At 72.3% G+C, this 347-nt stretch carries 1 protein-coding gene; it reads left to right on the forward strand.

Annotated features, from left to right (window positions below):
* Nucleotides 1–18 precede the first annotated feature (18 nt).
* Nucleotides 19–347 (forward strand): TCP-1/cpn60 chaperonin family protein (locus DBV35_RS29535; RefSeq protein ID WP_281262262.1); only part of this gene is annotated, 329 nt, incomplete at its 3' end.

The raw sequence follows: 347 nt of genomic DNA on the forward strand, positions 1-347 counted from the left end.
CGCGAGATCCGGCACCGGGTGGACGACTCGCTGCAGGCGACCCGGGCCGCGGTGGCCGAGGGCATCGTCGCCGGTGGCGGATCGGCGCTGCTGCACGCCGAGCCCGCGCTCGACGAGCTGGACGTGACCGGGGACTACCGGATCGGGGTCGAGATCGTCCGGCACGCGCTCACCGAGCCCGTGCACCTCATCGCCTCCAACGCCGGCTACGACGGCGACGAGGTGGTCAGGCAGGTCACGACCATGGGCGTCGACGAGGGCTTCGACGCCCTGGAGGGCCGCTTCGGGGACATGGTCGAGATGGGCATCATCGACCCGCTGCGGGTCGTGCGCTCCGCCCTGCAGAA

The organism is Acuticoccus kandeliae, assembly GCF_003073115.1.